The organism is Paraburkholderia sp. A1BS-2L (assembly GCF_051125205.1).
Taxonomy (GTDB): domain Bacteria; phylum Pseudomonadota; class Gammaproteobacteria; order Burkholderiales; family Burkholderiaceae; genus Paraburkholderia.
In genome coordinates this window covers 2668010-2688584 of the sequence record NZ_CP120428.1, presented here as the reverse complement: position 1 = coordinate 2688584, position 20575 = coordinate 2668010, and the positions used below count along the sequence as shown (strand labels likewise).

The window sequence follows — 20575 nt, the reverse complement described above, 5'->3', positions numbered from 1 at the left end:
ATCGTAAGCAGTCTTTCCGTGCCCGCCGCACGGGGGCGAACGGCGTTCGGCATTCATGAATCTTCATTACTCGAAGCGGCACCTCATCAACCTGCTGGTCGTTGCCGCAGCAGTGGGCGCGAACGCGTTCGTGGCGTGGGCGCAGATCGGCGCGCAGCGCCAAATCGACGAGCGGGCGGTGCAGGCCGCGCGCGTACGGCAGGATCTGGACCATTTTCGCATTGCGCTGGGCGGCGGGCTTGCCGCGCTTGGCCGCATCGAGGCTGGCGGCGCGACCGAGTCGTCCGGCGAGCGCGAGGGCCGCGCCGCCGAGCTTCGCAATATGGCGCAGGCATTGCGTGCCGAACTGGCTGGAGACCCCGCGCAGGCGCAGCGTTTTGACGCCGTAGCGGGGCAAGCCACGCGGCTCGCGCGCGAGATCGACGAAACGCTTTCACGCGCCCAGGCGCGGCTTGCCGATGCCCGCGTGCAAGGCAGCGCGGAGCAAGTCATGACACTCCCTGTTGCGCGAGCTGATGCCACGAAAACCACCGATGCCGCGCTGGCGAACGTCGCGCCCTGGATCGCCAGCGAATACATTCGGCTCGATGCGCGTGCCGACCGCGTCGATGCCACGCTCTCGGCCTTGCAGGGCGAACAGGATCGCGCGCTCGCCGGTGCGTTCGCCGAGTCGTCGAGCATGGGCCGCCGCGCGTCGATCCTGCTGATCGTGACGATGCTCTCGGGCGCCGCGCTGCTGCTCCATACCTTTGGCGCCCGCGAGAACGCCGAGCGCGAAAAGCGGCGCGCGCTTGCCGGCACGCGGGCACGCAACGAGCGCGTCCATGGCTTGTTCGACGCCCACCCGGTGCCGATGTACGTATTCGACCGCGAAACGCTGCGCTTTCTCGCGGTCAACGCGGCGGCGATCCAGCAGTACGGCTACAGCGAGGAGGAGTTCCTCGCGATGACGATCCGCGACATCCGCCCGGCCGACGACGTGGCGCGGCTCGAACAGCATCTCGCGCGCCTGGACACGCTCACGCAGAACGTGCGCACGATGGCAGGCATCTGGCGTCATGTGCGCCGCGACGGCTCGCTGATCAGCGCCGACATCTCGCACCATTCGCTGGTCTTCCAGGGCAGGGCGGCGATGTTCGTGCTCGCCGACGACGTGACCGAGCAGATCAAGGCCGAGGTCGAGGCGCAGCGCTCCAACCAGATGCTCGAGACGGTGATCGACAACATCCCGCAGCGGATCTTCTGGAAGGACGTGCGATCGCGCTATCTGGGCTGCAACATGGCCTTCGCGCGCGATGCGGGTCTGGCCTATCCCGAGCAGATCGTCGGCAAGACCGACAAGGATCTGCCATGGCACGCCTACGTAAGCACCTTGCATGCACAGGACCGCGAAGTGATCGAGTCGGGCCTGCCGCGCGTCAATTTCGAGGAAGAGCTGACGATCGGCGACGTGCACCGCACCATACTTGCGAGCAAGCTGCCGCTGCTCGACGGCGCCGGCCGCGTGATAGGCGTGCTCGGCAGCTACTCGGACACCACCGAGAGCAAGCGCGCCGACCTCGCGCTGCGCCTGCAAAGCCGCGCGCTCGACGCCTGTGTGAACGCCATTCTGATCACCGCGCCGGGGCCGGACGGCAGCAACCTGATCGAATATGCGAATCCGGCGTTCCGCCGCATCACCGGCTACGATCCCGCCGAGGTGATCGGTCAGGACTGCCGCTTCCTGCAGCGCGACGACCGCGACCAGGAAGGACTCATCGCCATGCGCCAGGCGTTGATCTCGAACCGCGAAGTCAACACCGTGCTGCGCAACTACCGCAAGGACGGCGCGCTCTTCTGGAACCAGTTGCTGATCGCGCCGGTGCCCGATTTCGACGGCCGCATCACGCATCACATCGGCATCATCAACGAGGTGACCGAGCTGATCCGCTACCAGGAACAGCTCGAATACCAGGCCAATTACGACAGCCTCACGCAACTGCCCAACCGCAACCTGCTGCGCGACCGCCTGCAGCAGGCACTCGTTTCGGCGCAGCGCCACCAGCGCGGCGTGGCCGTGGTGTTCATCGACCTGGACGGCTTCAAGAACGTCAACGACAGCCTCGGCCACAGCGTGGGCGACCGCTTGCTGGGCGTGGTGGCCGAGCGGCTCACGCGCTGCACGCGCACGAGCGATACCGTCGCGCGCCACGGCGGCGACGAGTTCGTGATCGTGCTGACCGAGACCATCGACGAAAAAGTGCTGATCAGCTGGATGGAGCGAGCGCGCTCGATGATTTCGGAGCCCGTCTGGATCGACGGCACCGAGCTCTATGTCGGTTGCAGCATGGGCGCGAGCGTGTACCCGCAAGACGGCAACGACGCCGAGGCGCTGCTCAAGAAGGCCGACGTTGCGATGTACCGCGCCAAGGAACTGGGCCGCAACACGTTCCAGTTCTATCAGCCGGAGATGAATGCGAGCGCGGGCGCGCGCATGGACCTCGAGCGGCGCTTGCGCCGTGCGCTGCGCGACGGCGAGTTCTTGCTGCATTACCAGCCGCAGGTGGAGATCGAGGGCGGGCGCATCGTGGGCATGGAGGCGCTGGTGCGCTGGCGCGATCCCGAGGCGGGGCTCGTGTCGCCCGCGCAATTCATTCCCGTGGCCGAGGAAAGCGGCCTGATTGGCCCGCTATCCGACTGGGTGCTGCGCGAGGCCTGCCGGCAGAACCGCGCGTGGCAGGACGCGGGGCTGCCGCCCGTGCGCGTTTCGGTGAACTTCTCGGCGAAGACATTCCACCAGCGCGATATCACCGAACTGGTGAAGGGCGTGCTTCAGGAGACGGGGCTCGACCCGTGCTGGCTCGAAGTCGAGCTCACCGAGAGCACGCTGATGCGCAATACGGAAGAAGCCGTGTCGATGCTCAATGCGCTGCACGAGGCGGGCGTGGGCATTGCCATCGACGATTTCGGCACGGGCTATTCGAGCTTGAGCTATCTGAAGCGACTGCCGGTGGACCGGCTCAAGATCGACCGCTCGTTCGTGGCGGACATCGGCAACAGCAGCGACGACGAGACCATCACGGCCGCCATCATCGCGCTTGCGCACGAGTTGCGGCTCCAGGTGATCGCGGAAGGCGTGGAGACGTCGCAACAGTTCGCGTTCCTGCGCGAGCGCGCGTGCGACGAACTGCAGGGGTATTTCTTCGCGCCGCCGATGCCGGGGGAAGAAGCTGCGGCGCTGTTGGGCGCGAGCGTGGCGTACGAGGAGGGCGCGGGCCTCGCGTGGCCCGCTTGAGGCTCTGAGGCTCGCGCTCGCTCACGGCGCGCAGGCCTTGAAGCACGCCCAGTCAGGTGCGTGTCCGGGCGCTTATGCGACCTCGGGCAGCGGGCGCGGGCGGCGGTCGTTGCCCGTGGCCACGTAAGTGAGCGTCGCTTCGGTGACCTTCACGACTTCGTCGGCCAGGCGCATGCGCTGGGCGTAGACCTCGACCTCGACGGTCACCGAGGTCGTGCCGGTCTTGACGATCTCGGCGTAAAAGCTCAGCAGGTCGCCGACGAACACCGGCTGCTTGAACACGAACGAGTTCACCGCGACGGTCGCGACGCGGCCATTGGCGCGGCGGCTGGCCGGGATCGAGCCTGCGATGTCGACCTGCGACATGATCCAGCCGCCGAACACGTCCCCATGGACGTTGGCGTCGGAGGGCTGCGGCATGACGCGCAGCGCGGGGGGCTTCTGGGGGAGCGGTGAGGAGTCGGTCATCGGGTGTCCATGAAAGGGGCAGGATTGGCGGGGCTCGAGCAGCGACGCTGAAACAACGGGCCGCGCCCGGCGACCGTCAGCGGCGCGAGCGGCCTTCTGCGACAATACGGTGTCAGGAATTGTACGGGAAAGCCGCAGGCGCGGCGGTGCGGCCGGAACGGCGCCCAGTCACAGCCTCGCGCCGGTGCGCTCCGGAACCCGTCTTCCACTCCTCCAACCCGATGCCGTGCTCCCCGCGCGCGCCCTCGATGCTTCGGGCGCACACCCGCGGCACGCTCATAGCCGCTCGCCCATGCGCCGCTTTCCCGCTTCCAACGAACCCGCGCCGCCCGCTGTCGGGCCGCGCAACGACTGGCAGACCATCGTTTCGCTGCTGCCTTATCTCACCGCCTACAAATGGCGCGTGGCGTTTGCGCTCACCTGCTTGATCGGCGCCAAGGTCGCCAACCTGGGCGTGCCGGTCGTGATGAAGCATATCGTCGACAACCTCGCGGCCGTGCAGCACCTCACTGCGCTCGGGCGCGCCGAGCACGCGCCCGGCATCGTGCTGATGGGCGGCGTGGGGCTCCTCGTGGTGGCCTACGCGGTGGTGCGTCTGTCGACTTCGCTGTTCACCGAGCTGCGCGAGATACTGTTTTCGAAGGTGACGGAGAGCGCTGTGCGCCAGGTCGCGCTCAAGGTGTTCCGACATCTGCATTCGCTTTCGTTGCGCTTTCATCTGGAGCGGCAGACCGGAGGCATGTCGCGCGACATCGAGCGCGGCACGCGCGGCATTACGCAGCTCATCTCGTACTCGCTCTACAGCATCTTGCCGACGCTCGTCGAAGTGGGGCTCGTGCTGGGCTTTTTCACGGTGAAATACGAGGCGTACTACGCGATCGTCACGCTCGTGGCGCTGGCCGCGTACATCGTCTTCACCGTGAAGGTCACCGAGTGGCGCACGCATTTCCGGCGCACGATGAACGAGCTCGATTCGCGCGCGAATTCGCGGGCGATCGATTCGCTCATCAACTACGAGACGGTGAAGTACTTCGGCAACGAAGCCTGGGAGGCGCAGCGCTACGACGAAAACCTGCGCCGCTATCGCGCTGCGGCGATCACCTCGCAGCAGTCGCTTTCCGTGCTCAACTTCGGGCAGCAGGCGATTATCGGCACGGGGCTCGTCTTCATCCTGTGGCGCGCGACCCAGGGCGTGATGGCGGGCAAGCTCACGCTGGGCGATCTCGTGCTCATCAACACCTTCATGCTGCAGCTCTACATTCCGCTGAATTTTCTCGGTGTGGTATATCGCGAACTCAAGCAGAGCCTCACCGACATGGACCGCATGTTCAACCTGCTCACGGTCGCGCGCGAGGTGCCCGATGCGCCGGGCGCGCCGCCGCTCGCGGTGCGCGGCGCGGAGGTGCGCTTCTCGCACGTGAACTTCTCCTACGAGCCGGCGCGCCAGATTTTGCATGACGTGAGCTTCACCATCGCGGCGGGCACGACGACGGCAGTGGTGGGCCACAGCGGCTCGGGCAAGTCGACGCTTTCGCGCCTCCTGTTCCGCTTTTACGATCTCGACAAGGAGACGGGCGGCGCCATCACGATCGATGGCCAGGATATTCGCGAGGTGACGCAGGATTCGCTGCGCGCGTCGATCGGCATCGTGCCGCAGGACACGGTGCTGTTCAACGATTCGATCTACTACAACATTGCCTATGGGCGGCCCTCGGCAAGCCGCGAAGAGGTGATCGCGGCGGCGCGCGCAGCGCACATTCACGCGTTCATCGAGAGCCTGCCGAAGGGCTATGACACGCCGGTGGGCGAGCGCGGGCTGAAGCTCTCGGGCGGCGAGAAGCAGCGCGTCGCGATCGCGCGCACGCTGCTCAAGAATCCGCCGATCCTGCTATTCGACGAAGCGACTTCGGCGCTCGATTCACGCTCGGAGCGCGCGATCCAGCACGAACTCGACCAGATCGCGCGCGAGCGCACGACGCTCGTGATCGCGCACCGGCTATCGACGATCATTCACGCGCAGCAGATCATCGTGATGGATCACGGGCGCATCGTCGAGCGCGGCACGCACGCGGAGCTTTTGCAGGCCGACGGCCACTATGCGCAGATGTGGGCGCTGCAGCAGCAGCGCGCGAGCGAAGCGGAGCGGGCCAGAGCCGAGGCAGCTCCGGTTGACGCCGGGCGCGGGCATTGAGTGCGCTTGACCGGGCGCTGGGCGCTTCAGCCGTGTATCACCCGCGCTGCGGCGCGCGCAACGCGGCGTCGAGCGCCGCGAGTTGCGCGGGCGTGCCTACGTTCTCCCAGAGCCCCTCGAAGAGTTCGCCGCTCGCGCGCCGCGCCGCGATGGCCTCGCGGTAGTACGGCGTGAGCGCGCGCTTTTGCCCGCGCGGCAGCGCGCGGAACATGCGCGTGTCGTAGAGACCGATGTTGCCAAAGGTGTAGCGCGGTGCGCCGTCGAGCGCGAGCAGGCCGTCGGCGCCCAGCGCGAAGTCGCCGGCCGGATGAAACGGCGGGTTGGGCACCATCACCAGATGCATGCCCGGCTCGGACTGCATCGAGAGCGCCTCGGCGCGTGCGCTCAGCAAGCCGAAGTCGTAATCGCTGTGGACGTCGCCGCTCACGGCGAGAAACACGGCCGGCTCGCCGGCGCGCTCCAGCAGCGGCAGCGCCTGCGCGATGCCGCCGGCGGTTTCCAGCGCATCGGTCTCGGCGGAGTAGAGCAACTGCACGCCGAAGCGCGCGCCATCGCCGAGCGTGGCTTCGATGCGCGCACCGAGCCACGCGTGATTGATGACGATGCGCGTATAGCCCGCCGCGGCGAGCCGCTCGATCTGCCAGACGATGAGCGGTTTGCCGCCGGCTTCGAGCAGCGGCTTTGGGCAGGTATCGGTGAGCGGGCGCATGCGCTCGCCGCGCCCGGCGGCGAAGATCATCGCCGTGCGCTCCGCCGTGTCCCTTGCAGTGGCACGCGTCATGAATTCGACCTTGTTGTGAGTGAGTGTGGTGAGCCGGCGCGATCAGAACGTGTAACCGACGTTGGCGCTCGTGCCCTGCAGCTCGTCGATGAGCCGCGCGAACGGCGCCAGCGGCCGATAGCGGTGCGCGACCTTGCCCGCGTAGTCGAGAAAGCGCGGCAGGTCGGCCATATAGTGCGGCTTGGCATCCCGGTAGTTGATGCGGCAGAACAGGCCCAGCACCTTGATGTGGCGTTGCAGGCCCATCCATTCGAGCTGGCGGTAAAACTCGCCGAAGTCTGCATCCACGGGCAGCCCCGCCTTCTTCGCGCGCTCCCAGTAGTACGCGAAGCAATCGAGCTCGAACTCCTCGTCCCAGCTCAGGAACGCGTCGCGCAACAGCGAGGCGATGTCGTACGTAATCGGGCCGTACACGGCGTCCTGGAAGTCCAGCACGCCGGGGTTGGGCGTCGCGATCATGAGATTGCGCGGCATGAAATCACGCAGCATGAAGACTCGTGGCTGCGCGAGCGCGCTCGCGCTCAGCAGCGCGAAGGTGCGATCGAGCATGCCGCGCGTGACCTCGTCGATCTTGCGGCCCAGGTGGCGCTCCAGATACCACTCGGGCATGAGCTCCATCTCGCGGTGCAAGAACGCATCGTCGAACGGCGGCAGCACGCCCTCGCGCGAGGCGAGCTGGACGCGGATCAGCGCGTCGATGGCGTCGCGCATGAGCGCACGCGCTTGCGGGCCGGGGCCGGCTTCGGTGAGCGCCTTGAGGTAGGGCGCCGTGCCGAGGTCGGTCACGAGCATGAGGCCGGCGTCGAGATCGACTTCCAGCACGCGCGGCACGTGCATGCCGGCTGCTGCGAGCAACTGGGCGATCTGCACGAATTCGCGGCATTTTTCTGGCGGCGGCGCGTCGACGGCGATCAGCGTGGCGCCGTGCGCGCCGGCGCTCGCGAGCCGGAAGTAGCGCCGAAAGCTCGCGTCGGCGGAGGCCGGGGCGAACGTGGCGAGGTCGAGTGCGTATTTTTCTGCGTGACCGGCGAGCCAGGCGGCGAGCAGGTCGCGGCGGGCATCGGCCGGGGTAGGCGGGGCAGTGAGGGTCATGAAAACCGGAGGCAGAATCAGTGGATCAACGTCTTGCCATATAATACCCCACGACTTTTTTGACGCGACTCGCGCCAAAGCCTGCATGACGGTTCGCTCACCACATTTATCGTCAGTCCATCATCCGATGAATTGTAAATATTTGTGCGTGCAGTTTCCTTGGGTTGCCTTGATAGTTGCTTTGACCGTCGCCCCCAACCGGATTCTCGCCCGGGCCGGGGTTCATCCGTCGATGCACTGGCGCCAGGGCCGTGATGGGCGGGCAGGCTGACGGGCCGATACGCCAAAACCATACATGCCGCCCAGACAGTATTTCCAGACGATCTCCAAAAGTGACGACGGCGTGCCGGGCAAGCGGCGGCTCATCGCGGCGCTCGTGGCCATGCCGGGTCTCATGCCCGCGCTGGCGCACGCCCAGCTTGCGGGTGACGCTGCGCAGCCCCAGCGGCTGGACGACGCGTGGAGCCTGCGCCTTTCCCCGCAGCTCGAGGACCAGCCAAAAGCGCCGGGCCAGCGCCCGGCCACGTTCGTGCTCGGCGAATCGACCACCGGCACGTCGGGCACCGACTTCGCCGTCAAGGGCGCGGCCGAGTTGCGCCAGGGCACCAACGTCGTCAAGGGCGACGCGCTGCACTACGACCAGGACACCGACATGGCCGACGCTTACGGCAATGTCGTGGTCTCGCAGGGCGGCACCACCTTCGCCGGCCCCGAAGCGCACCTGAAGGTCGAGGCGAACGAAGGCTTCATGCCCGCGCCGAAGTACCATTTCTCGGCCACAGGCGGCTCGGGCAGCGCCGAGCGTGCGGACCTGCTCGACAGCGAGCGCTCGGTGCTCACCAACGGCACCTACACGGCCTGCCAGTGCTCGTCGGATCCGGCCTGGTACATCAAGGGCACCGAATTCGACTTCGACACGGGCGCCGACGAAGGCGTCGCGCACAACGGCGTGCTGTTCTTCCAGAACGTGCCGATCCTCGCCAGCCCGTGGTTCACGTTTCCGCTTTCGGGCGAACGCCGCAGCGGCCTCTTGCCGCCGACGTTCTCCATCAGCTCGACGAACGGTCTCGAGCTGTCGATGCCGTATTACTTCAACATCGCGCCGAACCGCGACTTCACGTTCACGCCCGAGATCATCTCGAAACGCGGCGTGTTCCTGGAGGGCAACTACCGGTATCTGTCGACGAACTACTCGGGCTCGATTACCGGCACGTTCCTGCCTAACGACGCGATCACGAAGACCAACCGCTATGCGCTGTTCATCCAGCACAACCAGAACTTCGGCAACGGGTTCGGCGGCTACATCTACTACAACAAGGTTTCGGACAACACCTATCCGGAAGATCTGGCGTCGCCCGCCAATCAGTTCCTGAACGGCACGCAGACGCTGTATCAGCAGGAAGCCGGCCTGACATACAACAACGGGCCGTGGTCCGTGCTCGGCCGCTACCAGCACTGGCAGACGCTGTCACCGTCAGTCGCGCCGTACGGCCGCGAGCCCGAGCTCAATGTGAAGTACGCGAAGTACAACGTGGGCGGCTTCGATTACGGCATGGAAGCCGACTACTCGCGCTTCCGCATCACGACGGCCGATGCGACCGAAGGCGACCGCGTCGTCTTCAATCCGTACCTGTCGTACTCGCTGATGGGGCCCGGTTACTTCGTCACGCCGAAGGTGCAATGGCACTTCGCCGACTACAACCTGAGCAACATCGGCACGGGCTCGCCCGCGGGCACGCCCAAGAGCTTCACCGAATCGATCCCGACCTTCAGCTTCGACACGGGGCTCGTGTTCGACCGCTCGGTGCAACTGTTCGGCCAGGACTATATCCAGACCCTGGAGCCGCGCCTGTACTACGTGTACACGCCGTACCGCAACCAGGACTTCGCGCCCCTTTTTGATACCGCCGAGGCCGACTTCGGCCTCGCGGAGATCTTCACGCCCAACACCTTCGTCGGTAACGACCGCATCGCCGACGCGAACCGCCTCACGGCGGCGCTGACCACGCGCTTCATCGACGCGGCCACGGGCGACGAGCGCGCGCGTTTCGTGATCGCGCAGCAGTACTATTTCACCGACCAGCGCGTCACGCTGCTGCCGCCCATCGCGGGTGAACCGGCCCCAACTTCGGGATCGGCGCATTCCGACCTGATTGCGGGGATGTCGCTAAAGATCGGGGGCGGTTTCGCTTCGGAAACGGCGTTCCAATATAATGCCGACGCGGGCCAGTTGACCAAGGCGAGCGTCGGCTTCGGCTATAGCCCGGGGCCGAGCCGCGTGCTGAACGTCGCGTATCGCTACACGCGCGAGAACAACAGCACGCTCGACAATCAGCCGATCAACCAGATCCTGATTTCGGCCCAATGGCCGTTCTCGCATCGGGTGTACGCTGTGGGCCGCTTCAACTACGATTTGAACGGCCACAAGATCGTCGACGGCCTGGTAGGCATGCAGTACGACGCGGATTGCTGGGCGCTCGGCGTTGGCGTGCAGCGCTATGCGAACGGGATCAACACCACGGGCGGCAACAATTCGTCCACGCGTTTTCTCGCGCAGCTCACGCTCAAGGGGCTGTCGAACGTGGACAACGGACTCGTTTCGGCGTTCAAGGCCAGCGTGCCGGGCTACACGCAGCCGCCGGGGCAGTTGCCGCTGCCGTCGCGCTTCACGGATTACCAATAACGCGTGAACCAGCGCATGCGGCCGCAGGGCCGGGCGTTCGGATACAGCGCGAGGTCGGTTGCATAGAGACGGGCGAAGCTGCCCGCCAACTTTGGAGTATCAGTGGGAATCATGAAAAAGCTTCGCCTGGCAGCGCTTGCTGCGAGCCTCTTCGCTGTCGCAGGACTGTTGCCGGCCGCGCCGGCGTTCGCACAGGGGCTGGCGCCCGCCGGCGGCCGCACCGCCGACACGATCGCGGCGGTCGTCAACGACGGTGTGATCACGCAGCGCGAGCTCGACAACCGCGTTGGCCTCATCACGCGCCGCCTGAACCAGCAGAACGCGCCGGTCCCGCCCATGGACCAGCTGCAGGCGCAGGTGCTCAACCAGATGGTGCTCGAGCGCATCCAGCTGCAAAAGGCCAAGGAAGACGGCATTGCGGTCGATGACGCCGCCGTGCAGCGCACGCTCGCGCGTCTGGCCCAGGCCAACGGCATGGACCTCGCCACCTACCGCACGCGCATCGAGGCGGCCGGGGTGCCGTGGGCGACGTTCATGGGCGACGCGCGCACCGAGCTCACGCTCTCGAAGCTGCGCGAGAAGGAAGTGGACAGCAAGATCTCGGTCACCGACGCCGAAGTCGCGAACTACATCGCGAGCCAGCGCGGGCCGAACGCGGGCCAGCAAAACGACCTGCACTTCGAGCACATCTTCATCAAGGCGCCGCTGAACGCGTCGCAGACCGACATCGAGGCCGCGCAGAAGAAGGCCGACGATCTGCTCAAGCAGGCCCAGTCGGGCAGCAAGTTCTCGAGCCTCGCGAAGTCCAACTCGCAGGCGGCCGACGCCAGCAAGGGCGGCGACATGGGCTTCCTGCCGCCCGCGAAGCTGCCGCCCGAACTGGTGACGGCAGCGTCCACGCTGCGTCCGGGCGAAGTGAATCCCTCGGTGATCCGCACCAACGACGGCTTTGAAATCGTTCGCCTCGTCGAGCGTCGCCAGGGGCAGGGTACGAGCGCCTCGGCGCCGCAACTCGTGCAAACGCACGTGCGTCATATCCTGCTGCGCGTGGGCGACGGCACGTCCGAGCCGCAGGCGCGCCAGAAGCTGCTGGAAATCAAGAAGGAAGTGCAGGCGGGCGGCGATTTCGCGAAGTTCGCGCACACGTACTCGCAGGACGGCTCGGCCTCGCAGGGCGGCGACCTCGGCTGGATCAGCCCGGGCGAAACCGTGCCCGAGTTCGAGCGCGCCATGAACACGCTCCAGGACGGCCAGATCAGCGACCCGGTGCGCACCGAATACGGCTACCACCTGATCCAGGTACTGGGCCGCCGCGAGGCCGAAGGCTCCGTCGCGCAGCAGATGGATCTCGCGCGCCAGGCCATCGGCCAGCGCAAGGCGGAGCAGGCCTACGCCGACTGGCTGCGCCAGTTGCGTGACACTGCCTACGTCGACTACAAGATCGGCGGCCTGACTCCGCCGCAGCAACACTGACCCGTCTTCGAAGGAATCGCGCCGTGAATGCTCCCGCCTCATCGTCTTCAGCGCCGCGGGGGCCGCGGCCGGTTCGCATCGCCATCACCACCGGCGAGCCGGCCGGCGTGGGCCCCGAGCTCACGGCCGCCGCGCTCGCGGGCGCCTCGGCGCACTGGCCCGGCGCGCAATTCCTCGTGCTCGGCGACCCGAACCTCATGCAAACGCGCGCGGCGGCGGCCGGCGTCGACTGGGCCGCCGTGCTGGCGGGCCAGCACGTGAGCGTCGAGCCCGTTGCGCTCGCCGCGCCGGCGAAAGCCGGCAAGCTCGACGCCGCCAACGGCCCGTACGTCCTGGCGCTGCTCGACCGCGCCATCGACGGCGCCATGGCGGGCGAGTTCGACGCCATCGTGACCGCGCCGCTGCAAAAGAGCACGATCAACGACGCCGGCGTGCCGTTTACCGGCCATACCGAATACCTGGCCGAACGCACAAAGACGCCGCGCGTCGTCATGATGCTCGCGGGCACCGGCGCGCGGCCCTTGCGCGTCGCGCTCGCCACCACGCATCTGCCGCTCAAGGACGTGCCGGCGGCGCTGACGATCGACGGGCTGCTCGACACGCTACGCATCGTCGACCACGACTTGCGCCATCACTTCGGCGTAGCCACGCCGCGCATCCTCGTGACGGGACTGAATCCGCATGCGGGTGAAAACGGCTACCTCGGGCGCGAGGAAGTCGACGTCATTGCGCCGGCGCTCGCACAAGCCACGGCCGCGGGCATTGATGCGCGTGGCCCGTATCCCGCCGATACCCTGTTCCAGCCGCGCTACCTCAACGAGGCCGACTGCGTGCTGGCCATGTTTCATGACCAGGGCCTGCCGGTCCTGAAATACGCAACGTTCGGCGAAGGCATCAATGTGACGCTGGGCCTGCCGATCGTGCGCACGTCCGTCGATCATGGCACCGCACTCGACCTCGCCGGCACCGGCCGCGCGGATGCGGGCAGCCTGATCGCCGCCATCGACACCGCCGTTTCGATGGCCCGCCACCGGCGCGCCATCTGATTGACCCATTGATCTGACCAGGATGTCCAATAGCAGCAGACAGCACCAGGGCCACTTCGCGCGCAAGCGCTTCGGCCAGAACTTCCTCGTCGACACGGGCGTGATCGACTCGATCGTCGACGTCATCCGCCCGCAGCGCGGCGAACGCATGGTCGAAATCGGGCCAGGCCTCGGCGCGCTAACCGAGCCGCTGGTCGAGCGCCTTGCTACGCCCGAAGCGCCGCTGCACGCGGTCGAGCTCGACCGCGACCTGATCGCGCGCCTCACCAAGAAATTCGGGCCGCTGCTCGAACTGCACGCGGGCGACGCGCTCGCGTTCGACTTCGGTTCGCTCGCCGCGGCGGGCGAGAAGCCCACGCTGCGCATCGTCGGCAACCTGCCGTACAACATTTCGAGCCCGCTGCTGTTTCATCTCGCGACCTTCGCGGATCGCGTGATCGACCAGCACTTCATGCTGCAGAACGAAGTGGTCGAGCGCATGGTGGCGGAGCCCGGCAGCAAGGCGTATAGCCGCCTCACGGTGATGCTTCAGTACCGCTACGTGATGGACAAGATGCTCGACGTGCCGCCCGAGTCGTTCCAGCCGCCGCCCAAGGTGGACTCGGCGATCGTGCGCATGATCCCGTATGCACCGCACGAACTGCCGCAGGTGGACGAGGCGCTGCTTGGCGAGCTCGTGACGGCGGCGTTCTCGCAGCGGCGCAAGATGTTGCGCAATACGCTCGGCGATTATCGCGAGCGCGTGGATTTCGAGGCGCTCGGCTTCGATCTCGCGCGCCGCGCCGAAGACGTGCCGGTGGAGGAGTATGTGCGCGTTGCGCAGGCGCTGGGGAAGGCTGCGCAGGCGTAAGGGGGCTCAAAGAGGGGTCACGCGAGGGCCCTAACGAAGGCTTGAGCGCGCATGAGGCCGCATGAGGCGATAGGCGCGCACTCGATAACGGCGGCGCTGGTGCGTCGCCGTTCGTCCTTCTTCGATGCCCTTTAGCCCGCTTCGGCGCGCTGCGCCTCGTACGCCTTGAGCTGGCTGTAGACGATTCGCAGCACCGAAAGCTCGCTCGACGCGCGCTGCGCTGCGCCGCCGCGCCGGATCAGATCGCCGAGGACGTGATCGGCTTCGATGCGCGAGCCGTTCTGCACGTCGCGCAGCATCGAGGCGGTGAGCGTCGAACCCGTAGCGAACAGCATCGCGCGCGAGCGCTCGAGGAAGCTGTCGCGCACAGCATGGCCGTGCTCGGCGGCCACTGTGCGGCACTCCGCGAAAAGACGCTCGACGGTTGCCGCGCCGTCGGGCGTCGCGACGATGACGCCCACGGGCGCGCGAAACAGGCACGTGCTGCCCGCGAGCGTCGCGAGGAACACCCACTTTTCCCACATTTCCTGCAGGATGTGCGCGCTGGCTTTGACGTTGAAGCCGGCATTGCCGAACGCATCGGCAATGGCCTGCACGCGCGGCGAGACGCCGTTGCCGAGCTCGCCGAACGAGATGGCGTGCGCGTCGTTCAGATGGACGATCTCGCGCTTCTCGTTAAGCGTGGACGCAATCAGGCAGACGCCGCCGAGCACCGCCTGAGTGCCGAAGCGTGCCTGGAGCACGTCCAGGTGGTTCATGCCGTTGAGCAGCGGCAGGATGGCGGTGTTGGGGCCGACGGCCGCCGCGAACGAATCGATGGCATTTTCGAGGTCGTAAGCCTTGCAGCTCAGCAGCACGACATCGAAGGGCTGTACGCCTTGCGATTCGAGTGCTTCGCGCGTGACGGTCTTCGGCTCGCGCAGCGTGAGATCGCCGGCGTGCGGACTGCGGATCACGAGGCCGTCCCGGCGCAACTGCGCGGCGCGCGCCTCTCGCACCAGGAACGTCACATCGCGCCCCGCGGCGGCCAGCCGTCCGCCGAAATAACCGCCTGTCGCGCCTGCACCTACCACCAGAATCCGCATATCGACTCCTTGTTTCCTTTCGTTATCGGCCACGCTGGCCGGCGACCGTTCGCATCGGGCTCCGGCCGTTTCGGGATGGCGTCATGCTAGAGCAAATCGGGGCGGCCTGCTTGGCGCGGCCTGCCTGGCGCGGCTTGCCCGGTGCGGCTTGGCGGCGTCGGCAGGGCCAGTGGGATTTTGGTACAGTCGCGTTTTTACGATGGCAAAACGGAGTACACGATGCGCTTTCTGCACACGATGATCCGGGTCGGCGACCTGGACCGCTCGATCAAGTTCTATACCGAGCTGCTCGGCATGAAAGTGCTGCGCCGCGACGACTATCCCGAAGGCCGGTTCACGCTGGCATTCGTCGGCTACACCGACGAGCGCGACGGCACGGTGATCGAGCTCACGCATAACTGGGATACGCCTTCCTATGATCTGGGCACGGGCTTCGGCCACCTTGCCGTGGAAGTCGACGACGCCTACGCCGCCTGCGAGAAGATCAAGGCCCAGGGCGGGACGGTGGTTCGCGAGGCGGGGCCGATGAAGCACGGCACGACGGTGATTGCGTTTGTGACCGATCCGGATGGGTACAAGATCGAGTTTATTCAGAAGAAGTAGGGTTGTGCCTTGCGCGGCGTCGGGACTTTCCGGCGCCGCTCCAAAATGCTTGTCAAGCTTTAAATGCGGCTAACAATGCGCTGCTTAATTTAAAAATAAAATAACAAATCATTTATATAAATTTAAAAATTGCGTAATTGATGAATCGGCTATTTTTTCACTTGTTTGATCGGTAAATAGCTTGGCGAGATTGGATTTTCCGTTCGGAGAAATCGATTTCTGACCTCAAGACGTATCGAAATAATTCGATACAATTTTCATCGCCCATAAATTTAGCATAACAAATTATGGAATCAGGTCGATGCGGACCGCATGCGGGTCGTTATTGAGATTACGGTGCGTGCATTCATCATGCATCGGCATAAGCCATTTAGGAGTCTTCCTATATACGCGAAAGTGTGAGTAACCGAGACTCCGCACTCGGCCCTGAAGTAAAAACCGGTTCGACATGCGGCGGCTTCGCGTAGACCGGTTGCAGGAAGTACATGGCGTCCCTCGGCTAGTCCCGTTCACACAAACATGATTCGAACGCGTGGCGAAGTGCGAGTCTTGTCACCCTTGCAGGCTTTGCTTCCTTCCTGGTGGCAATGCCCGGAAAGTCCGGGGATTTGACAACTGACTTGCGCACTCGGTGAGAACGCTTTTTTGCGCCTGCATGGACCGATTACATCGTATCCACTGCGATATCCGCCCCGGCGAAGAAGAGTCTATGCATTCGATTACCCACACTGGTGCTTCAGTACCGATCCGAAACGGCGGCATGCTCGCGCGTCTGTCCGATGTGATCGCGATTGCTGGTGGCGCGCTTCTGACAGCTCGAGTGCCAGGTATGTCCGATGGGGCGGGCCACGACAGTGCGCTGGTTGCGTTTTCCATGCTGCTGGCGCTCATGCTCTTCCCGTCGTGGGGGATGTACCGTGTCGCGCGCCGGCGTCTCTTCTGGCGCTGCGTCTGTGTGCCCGTGCTCGCCTGGCTCTTTGTTCTCATGGCCTCCTGCCTGCTTGTCGTGGCGCTTCACCGCACCTACCGTCCAGCGCCTGACTGGCTCAGGGATTGGGCGATCGCTTCGGCGGCTGGGGTGGTGCTCTGCCGGCTTGCAGCACATGCAATCTGTCTGCGGCTGGCCAGCCAGAACACCCATACCTCTACGGTCGCCGTCGTTGGCAACACGGCGAATTGCCGTCAGCTTATGTGCAAGATCAACTCGACACCGGACTCCGTGTATCGAGTGACAGCTGCTTTCGACACGGCGCTACGAGCTTCCGATGTGGCGCTTGGCTTGCCGACGTTTCGCGAGCGCGAAGCGTTTGCCGATTACGTTCGTAATTCCCATATCGACGAAGTCTGGCTCGCGATTCCGCTTTCGGAAGGGCAGACGATTGTCCCTTTTGTCGAGCTATTTCGTAATGACCTTATCAACATCCGGTTCATTCCGGACGTGAGCGGACTGACAGTTTTCGATGCGGGGATGGCCAGCCTCGAAGGCACGTCCGCGATCAACTTGATGGCTTCGCCGATTGCATCGAACTCGCTTATCGGCAAGGAAATCTTTGACCGGACATTCGCCTTTTTTGCCTTGTTCGCGCTTGCACCGGTTCTCCTCGCAATCACGGTGGCCGTCAAATGCTCTTCGCCGGGGCCAGTGCTTTTTACGCAGCGCCGCAAGGGAGCGAACGGCAAGGTTTTCGCCATCTACAAATTTCGCAGCATGCGGGTGCACGCCGAAGCGGCGGGTGTGATCAAGCAGGCAACGCGCGATGATCCGCGTGTGACTGGTGTTGGTGCTTTCCTTCGCCGCACGAGTCTTGACGAACTACCTCAGTTCCTCAATGTCTTGCGTGGCGAGATGTCCGTTGTCGGGCCCCGGCCTCACGCTATCGAGCACGACAAGCTGTATCAGGACATTGTGGACGGCTACATCCATCGATATCGCATCAAGCCGGGAATTACCGGCTGGGCGCAGATCAACGGCTTTCGTGGCGAGACAGACCGCATCGAGAAGATGCAGGGGCGCGTCGCGCACGATCTTTATTACCTCAGTAACTGGTCCTTCTGGCTCGACATGCGAATTGTTCTTGCCACGATATTCAAGGGACTGGTTCATCGAAATGCTTATTGACAGCCTGGAAAGTGGAAGTGGTGACTCGATTAAAGAATTGGTCAGCGAAAGTGCGCCTGCAATCCAGACGCGACGACGCCGCACGAATTGGGGGTATTAGCGCCGTCGTGGCGATGGTTGCGGTGCTTGGCGGCTGCGCCTTTGCGCCGGGGATGCGCATGCTGGTTTCGCAGTCACCCGCAGCGGCCTCGGCGTCTTCTGGTGCCAGTGAGCCGGCTGCCGCTGCTGTGGGCAAGGACAACGGCGCATCCGGACATACGGACGCGAGTGTGGGCTCCACCACAGATGCATCGCAATCGGCCAAAGCGACAAGCGCCGTGAGCACCACAGCGGACGTTCCCATTACCGAGCTCGACGTCGAGTACGTAAGACGTATGCAGCAGCAGCGCGAAGAGAGCGGGCAGGAGCAGGCCAGGCTGCTTTCGGACGTACCGCCGCCCTATACAGTAGGAGTGGGTGACGTGCTGCAGATCGTCGTTTGGGATCACCCGGAACTGTCGGCGGCGCTCGGTGGCACACCGGCGCAGAACACCACACGGCCGGGGGATCCGATCGCCGGTTTCGTGGTCGACCAGTCGGGCGACCTGACGTTCCCGTACGCGGGCACGCTGCATGTGGCCGGCTTGCGCACCGAGGACGTGCAGAAGCGTCTGAGCGCGGCGTTAGGCAAATACTTCGTGAAGCCGCAGGTCACCGTGCGCATGGCGTCCTATCGCGCTCACGACATTTACGTGGATGGCGAAGTCCATGCTCCAGGCGTGGTCGCCGTCAACGACGTGCCCATGTCGCTCTATGAGGCAATTGCACGCGCGGGTGGTTTTTCCGATTCCGCAGATCAGAGCGCGCTCGTGCTCGTGCGCGGTGGCGTTTCACACCCGATCAATCTCACCCAGATGCTGGCGAGCGGCCTCAATCCATCGCGACTGTATCTGCGCTCCGGAGACCGGTTGCGCATCGTCGCGCGTGACGAGAACGACGTCTATGTCATGGGCGAAGTGAACAAGCCTGTTTCAGCCATACCGAATCGCACGGGGCGCATCACGCTTGCGGATGCCCTTTCCCAGGCAGGCAGTGTGAATGCCTCGACTGCTGACGCCGCACAGATGTTTGTCGTACGTGGTGCGCTCAACGGTACGCCGCAGGTGTTCCACCTCGACGGGCGCTCGCCAGTGGCGATGCTCGTTGCCAAAGAATTCGATTTGCAACCGAAGGATGTGGTCTACGTGGACGGCAATGGTCTCGTCCGGTTCAGCCGCGTGTTGAGCTTGCTGTTGCCAGCGATCAACGCAGGGATGACGGCCGGGATATTGGCGAAGTGATCGACGGTGGGGCTGAAGCGTGCGGCCTCTCCCGGAAGATATGGATAGCGTGATTCCTATGGAAAACAAAGCGTTGAAAATCGATCGAGTCGAGCACCAGGAAGGTGGGGATGTTTCGCAATCGCCGCTTGATTCAGTGGGTCAGGTCCGAATCGTGCCGGTCGTACTTGCAGGAGGCGCCGGCTCGCGACTATGGCCATTGTCACGCGAGCAGTATCCGAAGCAGCTGATCGGCATCCTTGGCCGGGATACTCTGCTTCAGAGCACGATGCAGCGCATGAAGGGATTTCGCTGCGAAACCGGAATATGTAGCACTCCAATTATTATTTGCGGCGACGAGCATCGCTTTTCGATTGTAGAGCAGCTTCACGCGAGCGGCCTGCAAGCCAGGATGATTGTCGAGCCCGCTCGCAGGGATACTGCTCCCGCTCTTACGCTTGCCGCAATTGCGGCACAGACGGACAGCCCGAGCGCGATCATTGTAGCCATGCCTGCGGATCATGCGATTACCGATATGGCAGCGTTTCAGCGCGCAATTGCCCAGGCGGTTGAATACGCGCGCGACGGTGCGATCGTCGCCTTGGGCGTTCCGCCGACACACGCCGATACCGGCTTCGGCTATATCCGGTTGGGGGAATCGCTCACTGGCGCAGCGCATCGCATCGCAAGCTTCGTGGAAAAGCCCGCTGCCGAACTGGCCGGGCAATATCTCGCGTCGCGCCAGTACTGGTGGAACAGCGGGATTTTTGTGATGCGCGCAAGCGTTTGGCTCGAGACGTTGCGTGCGCTTAATCCGGCAATGCACGACGCCTGTGTAACCGCATACACACACGGGACGCAGGACGGTCAGTTCTTCAAGCCACTGAACGACGCGTTCATGCAGTCCCCGTCCGACTCGATCGATTACGCCGTCATGGAGCACCTCGGTCCGACGACGGAGTTCGCGCAGGGCGTGGTGGTTCCGCTCGAAGCCGGTTGGTCCGATCTGGGCTCATGGGACGCAGTATGGGAGGCGCTCGAGAAAGACGCTAACGGTAACGCTGCGCGCGGCAGGGTGGTTTTCGAGGCCTCGACCTCCAGCTTCGCCCACTCGGAGGGACGGCTGATTGCGTGCGTGGGCATCAACAACATGGTGGTTGTCGAAACACCCGATGCCGTACTCGTTGCGGACCGGTCGCGCGTACAGGATATCAAGGCGCTGGTTTCCCGGATTCGGGAGCAAAACGCGCCGGAAGCCAACTCGCACCGAAAAGTTCGGCGCCCGTGGGGCTATTACGACTCGATCGATCAGGGAAAGCGGTTTCAGGTGAAACGTATCGTCGTGCAGCCAGGTGGTTGCCTGTCGCTGCAGGTGCACCATCACCGTGCCGAGCACTGGATTGTAGTGAGTGGCACTGCGCGCGTGACCCGCGGTGAAGATCGGTTCCTGCTAGGTGAAAACGAATCGACGTTTATTCCTCTCGGCGTGACGCATCGCCTCGAGAACCCGGGAAAAATGCCGCTCGAATTGATCGAAGTGCAGTCAGGATCGTATCTCGGGGAAGACGACATCGTACGTTTCGAGGATACCTATGGCCGGGCCTGAGGGGAA

General features: G+C 64.5%; 14 protein-coding genes. 10 read left to right on the top strand and 4 right to left on the bottom strand.

Annotation, left to right across the window (positions count from 1 at the left end; translation table 11 throughout):
* The first annotated feature begins 55 nt into the window (after window positions 1–55).
* Entirely contained in the window at window positions 56–3274 is a 3219-nt protein-coding gene (locus tag P5W98_RS12210) for a sensor domain-containing protein (RefSeq protein WP_421024753.1), read from the top strand.
* Window positions 3275–3346: 72 nt separating this feature from the next.
* Here P5W98_RS12210 and P5W98_RS12205 read toward each other — a convergent pair whose 3' ends face one another.
* Window positions 3347–3742, bottom strand: a complete 396-nt coding sequence (locus tag P5W98_RS12205; protein ID WP_421024752.1) for an acyl-CoA thioesterase — start codon at window positions 3740–3742, stop codon at window positions 3347–3349.
* 292 nt (window positions 3743–4034) lie between these two features.
* Between P5W98_RS12205 and P5W98_RS12200 the strand changes: the two genes are divergently transcribed.
* A complete protein-coding gene (locus P5W98_RS12200; RefSeq protein ID WP_421024751.1) occupies window positions 4035–5933 on the top strand; it encodes an ABCB family ABC transporter ATP-binding protein/permease in 1899 nt (632 codons plus the stop codon).
* A gap of 37 nt (window positions 5934–5970) precedes the next feature.
* On the opposite strand, the gene murU is transcribed toward P5W98_RS12200, so the two are convergent.
* Together murU and P5W98_RS12190 are read right to left on the bottom strand one after the other, a co-directional pair.
* Entirely contained in the window at window positions 5971–6672 is a 702-nt protein-coding gene (gene murU, locus P5W98_RS12195) for an N-acetylmuramate alpha-1-phosphate uridylyltransferase MurU (RefSeq protein WP_421025270.1), read from the bottom strand.
* Between the two features lie 84 nt (window positions 6673–6756).
* Window positions 6757–7806: an aminoglycoside phosphotransferase family protein gene (locus P5W98_RS12190; RefSeq protein WP_421024750.1), complete on the bottom strand. Its 1050-nt coding sequence runs from the start codon at window positions 7804–7806 to the stop codon at window positions 6757–6759.
* Between the two features lie 295 nt (window positions 7807–8101).
* On the opposite strand from P5W98_RS12190, the gene P5W98_RS12185 reads away from it, so the two are divergent.
* The 4 genes from P5W98_RS12185 to rsmA all read left to right on the top strand — a co-directional run bounded on the left by P5W98_RS12185 (window position 8102) and on the right by rsmA (window position 13858).
* Complete coding sequence (locus tag P5W98_RS12185; RefSeq protein WP_421024749.1) at window positions 8102–10489, top strand: LPS-assembly protein LptD; 2388 nt, start codon at window positions 8102–8104, stop codon at window positions 10487–10489.
* 102 nt (window positions 10490–10591) lie between these two features.
* Window positions 10592–11962 (top strand): peptidylprolyl isomerase, encoded by a 1371-nt coding sequence (locus P5W98_RS12180; protein ID WP_421024748.1) that lies wholly within the window; start codon window positions 10592–10594, stop codon window positions 11960–11962.
* Between the two features lie 23 nt (window positions 11963–11985).
* Window positions 11986–13008 (top strand): 4-hydroxythreonine-4-phosphate dehydrogenase PdxA, encoded by a 1023-nt coding sequence (gene pdxA, locus P5W98_RS12175; protein WP_421024747.1) that lies wholly within the window; start codon window positions 11986–11988, stop codon window positions 13006–13008.
* A gap of 22 nt (window positions 13009–13030) precedes the next feature.
* Window positions 13031–13858 (top strand): 16S rRNA (adenine(1518)-N(6)/adenine(1519)-N(6))-dimethyltransferase RsmA, encoded by an 828-nt coding sequence (gene rsmA / locus P5W98_RS12170; RefSeq protein WP_421024746.1) that lies wholly within the window; start codon window positions 13031–13033, stop codon window positions 13856–13858.
* Window positions 13859–13989: 131 nt separating this feature from the next.
* On the opposite strand, the gene panE is transcribed toward rsmA, so the two are convergent.
* The gene (gene panE, locus P5W98_RS12165; protein WP_421024745.1) at window positions 13990–14943 is read right to left on the bottom strand and encodes a 2-dehydropantoate 2-reductase; all 954 of its coding nucleotides are present in this window, start codon (window positions 14941–14943) and stop codon (window positions 13990–13992) included.
* A 219-nt stretch (window positions 14944–15162) separates the two neighbouring features.
* Between panE and gloA the strand changes: the two genes are divergently transcribed.
* From gloA to P5W98_RS12145, 4 genes are all read left to right on the top strand, one after another.
* Window positions 15163–15546 carry a lactoylglutathione lyase gene (gloA, locus tag P5W98_RS12160; RefSeq protein WP_322059844.1) on the top strand — a complete coding sequence of 128 codons (384 nt, stop codon included), beginning with the start codon at window positions 15163–15165 and terminating at the stop codon, window positions 15544–15546.
* Between the two features lie 709 nt (window positions 15547–16255).
* Window positions 16256–17665, top strand: coding sequence for an undecaprenyl-phosphate glucose phosphotransferase (locus P5W98_RS12155; RefSeq protein WP_421024744.1), 1410 nt, complete (start codon window positions 16256–16258; stop codon window positions 17663–17665).
* Between the two features lie 11 nt (window positions 17666–17676).
* Entirely contained in the window at window positions 17677–18984 is a 1308-nt protein-coding gene (locus tag P5W98_RS12150) for a polysaccharide biosynthesis/export family protein (protein ID WP_434718056.1), read from the top strand.
* A 58-nt stretch (window positions 18985–19042) separates the two neighbouring features.
* On the top strand, window positions 19043–20569 hold the full coding sequence (locus tag P5W98_RS12145) for a mannose-1-phosphate guanylyltransferase/mannose-6-phosphate isomerase (RefSeq protein WP_421024743.1): 1527 nt from the start codon (window positions 19043–19045) through the stop codon (window positions 20567–20569).
* Window positions 20570–20575 lie beyond the last annotated feature (6 nt).